This is a genomic window from Aerococcus sp. L_32, assembly GCF_050689315.1.
In genome coordinates, this window is sequence record NZ_JBOEQF010000210.1 from 1 (window position 1) to 3,670 (window position 3,670).

A 3,670-nucleotide genomic window follows, 5' to 3' on the forward strand; every position below is an offset into this window, starting at 1 on the left:
CATTACAAAAACGTTGGGCAAGTTTAGCAACTACTTTAAAGGATAGTAAGAACGATTTAGATTTCGGTAAGGTCGATGTTCAGCTCACTGCTTCAGAACAAGAACCCTTAAACGATTTAGCAACGTCAATTAAAGAGATGGCAAAAGAGATGCGAGAGATTGCTAATCAACTTGATAAAGAGTTTGACCACTACGTTAATTCTAAACGTAACGATGCGATTGATTCTGCGATGTCAGATAGCGAAGTACATGAGTTAGTTTTAGCAATGGCTTTAGAAAAAGATCTAGTGAAAACGATAGATCTTTCTTCAGAAGTTGAAGCGGAGAACGAAGAACCAGTCGCAAATAATTCAGAACAACGCCAGGCAATTTAATCAGTAAAGAGAAATTCATATAATGTTTTTGATACCAGATGGTCGATGACTGTCTGGTATTTTTTTGTTTGTTATCGTGAAGGGCAGGGTGGGATGATAGCAAGTTCAAGTGAATCTAATCGTGAACCATTGGTTCATTTATCATCAGACCTAGCAATTTTTTCTTGTACCCTTCCTAGTCGATTGCCTCTAGTTACGTCAAATTTATTTCGAGCGACTCATCAAAAACATGCCTTCTGAATTTAAGATGATAGGCTAAGCTTCAGCTAGGCTTCATCATTTTTTTGTCCTCAATCTTAAAAGGGTTAGGCTAGGTTTCGTCAAAAAATCTTGCCTTCACTCCAAAGGGGCAGGCTAGGATTCAGGTAAATTTCTTCAAAAAATTTCCAAAGGCATGGGTAGGCTTTAGGCGAATTTCTTCAAAAATTTTTCAAAGGCATGGGTAGGATTTTTTAAAAATCTACCTTACCAAAATGAAAGGCCTAACGGAAAAAGGCACTTTTTCACAAACTTTTCCTTGATACAAGTCGCTTCAAAAGCCTATTAAATCAACGTTTAACCTGCATCAAGTAACTGCAAAAAGTGGTGCATTAGCGCATCAACTTGTATCAAGCTTGTATCAAGTTTAAGGGTGCTAAAAAGCAAGTAGGAATAAGGGTTTTACCCACTTCCGATTTAACTGTTGATACAAGGTTGATACAACTTGTATCAAGAAAATGATAAAAATGCACCATTTTCCCTTATGCTCTTCCAGTACTTTTAACCATTCACAAAGTATACCTAGCTTACCTAGTAAAGCCTAGCAAGGTCAAACGGATAAAAAGGTATCTTTATATAGACGAGCCTTCAAAGGTCATGGACGCAAATTAAAGGAGAAAAGTTGAAAGGAGTGGCAATATGATTGAGCAGAAAAAGGAAGGTTAGGCAGTCAGCCCTTGCGTCTTTAAATGGGTTAGATTTTAAAAATGGGTAGTAGGGTGCTGGATAATTTTTGAATAGTTTGGCCTTGAGTAAGGGGGGGATAGAAAGTAAAACAAGGGGAAGGGTTAGGGGGGAGCGAGCATGATCATCGGTGTCCTCTGGGCAGTCTGGCATGCTCCGCTCCTGTTTAATTTGGACAATGTCATGTCCACGTATCCGCTGCTGCCTTGGTTTGTCGACGTGATGATTGACTCAGTCATTTATGTTTGGCTCTACAATTCCACAAAGGGGAGCGTCTTTCTCTTGGTTCTTTACCATACCTTGTCTAATACTTTGGGAGGTTTCGCGGGCTGGTCCACTGCTACTGCGAGCATCGCAATCGCCGCCCTCCTGCTCCTTATCTACAAACCGGCCACCATCTCGGCGAATGGACGAAAGTATAGCCTTTCGGATTAGAAAAACTACTATAAAAGCAATAACTTGATATTCCTCAATTTTTTTTTCTCCTTTTTTTCTTATGATAGAACCATCAATCGATGATTAAAAAGAGAAGGAGAAATTGAATATGAGAAAGAACATAATGATGACAACAGGAGCCGTCTTGGCAGCCACAGGGGCACTGTTCCTAAATCCCATGACGGCCAGCGCCCACTGCGATACGATGGATGGACCAGTGATTGGCGATGCGCAAAAAGCGCTCGCGGAGGAAAACTCTAGCTACATCGCGAAATGGGTATTGCCTGAACGGGAAGAAGACATTGAGGGTATCTTTGCTCAGGTGATGGAAGTGAGAGATGATAGCCCTGAGGCTCAGAAATTAGCCGATCAGTATCTCTTCGAGAATCTGGTCCGTATCCATCGGGAAGGGGAAGGGGCCCCCTACACAGGCGTGAAACCGGAAGGAACCCCCATGGAGGAGGTAATTGTTGCCGCTGATAGGAGCATCGCCACGGGCACCCTCTCTCCTCTTGAAGAGCTTGTCGAACCCGAACTGATGCCGCAATTGGAGGAAGCCTTTGAGGACGTTCTCGCTACTAAGGATTTTGATACAAGCAATGTCGACGCAGGCCGAGAGTATGTCATGAATTATGTGACGTTCACCCATCTGGCGGAAGGGGAGGAGCATGAGGAAGCGGACCTGCACCCTACTGCCCAAACGGACGATTTGCATGAAGTGGAAAATGCGAAAGCCGCAGGGGAACATATTGAGCCAGAAACAGAGGAACCCAAAGCAAGTTGGCTGCCTTGGGGATTAGCCGGAACCTTCTTCGTCACTACCATTGCTGGGTTCCTCAAGAGAAGAGTGTAAGAATTTGAAAGGTAGGCCATCTATTAGAAGAGGAAGCCAACAGGCAGGATTTTTCCTGCTTTTGTCCGGCCTCCTTTACTTCCTGATTACCCGCTTCCTGTTTTTCTTTATCTCCGTTCCCACACCTTCCATGTATCCTGCCATTCAGCCGGGAGACCGTATTCTCACCACCCGCCTCTATGATACGGGGGAAATTACCCGGGGTGATATCTTGGTTTTTCAATCTGAAGAACTAGATGAGGTGCTCGTGAAAAGGGTCATCGGTCTGCCTGGAGATGGGATTGTCATCAAGGAAACAGGGGAAGTCTTTGTCAACGGGGAAAGGTTGGCAGAGGAATATGTGGAGTACCCGGACTCCTTAGCAGGGCAATATCTAGTACCCGAAGACAGTTACTATTTTCTTGGAGACTTCCGTGTTCATTCCTTTGACAGCAGGAAATGGAATCAACCCTATATTCCAGAAGGGGCTATCTTAGGGGAGGCCCAATGGGTGGTGACTCCACTCTCCCGTTTCGGACAGGTAGACGAGGGCATTTAAAGCTAGTAAAAAAAGAAAGGACTTTTTCAAGCGTCGGTGAAAATCGTACTTGGGGATAGTCCTTTTTCTGTTGTCCAGCGTAGGAGAGGAAACTGGTGGAAAGGAACAGGGTATGCAGGAAGTTGACGATATTGTAAGCCAAGAGGCTTACAATCATGCGGGCCTGGTTCTCGCGGAAGCCGGAGCTGTCCGTCTTGTCCAGGAAGAAGCCGTGCTTTTCCTCCTTGATGTAGTTCTCCATCGTCCCCCGCTGCTGGTAGGTTTGGAATACCCATTCCCCCGTGTGGGAAATAGAGATCTTTTGGTTGAAATGCGCGTGTTTTCGTGTAACGTAGCCATGGAGAGAACCCCTTTCTATGGTTGTTGTTCGCGCTTTAACCATAGCAGATTGGGGTTCTCTTTGTACACCCAGAGGGTGCACTACCGCAATGGGAAAACCTTGAGAACACAGGGGATTCCCTACTTTACCGAAAAACCATGAATCATTCAGGATTATAGTTTTTCTTTAAGATTATTATTCATTTCATT

General features: G+C 44.4%; 4 protein-coding genes and 1 pseudogene. 4 read left to right on the top strand and 1 reads right to left on the bottom strand.

What is annotated here, in order from left to right; translation table 11 throughout:
- From ACRCJ0_RS10550 to lepB, 4 genes are all read left to right on the top strand, one after another.
- Positions 1-374, top strand: a 374-nt coding sequence (locus ACRCJ0_RS10550; RefSeq protein WP_431390407.1) for a hypothetical protein, incomplete at its 5' end; no start/stop codon positions are given.
- A gap of 1,062 nt (positions 375-1,436) precedes the next feature.
- A complete protein-coding gene (locus ACRCJ0_RS10555; RefSeq protein ID WP_431390408.1) occupies positions 1,437-1,751 on the top strand; it encodes a hypothetical protein in 315 nt (104 codons plus the stop codon).
- Positions 1,752-1,860: 109 nt separating this feature from the next.
- On the top strand, positions 1,861-2,604 hold the full coding sequence (locus ACRCJ0_RS10560) for a DUF6448 family protein (protein WP_431390409.1): 744 nt from the start codon (positions 1,861-1,863) through the stop codon (positions 2,602-2,604).
- 4 nt (positions 2,605-2,608) lie between these two features.
- Complete coding sequence (gene lepB, locus ACRCJ0_RS10565) at positions 2,609-3,142, top strand: signal peptidase I (RefSeq protein WP_431390410.1); 534 nt, start codon at positions 2,609-2,611, stop codon at positions 3,140-3,142.
- Between the two features lie 106 nt (positions 3,143-3,248).
- Here lepB and ACRCJ0_RS10570 read toward each other — a convergent pair.
- Positions 3,249-3,524, bottom strand: a pseudogene (locus ACRCJ0_RS10570) (transposase); the annotation flags it as partial.
- Between the last annotated feature and the right edge of the window lie 146 nt (positions 3,525-3,670).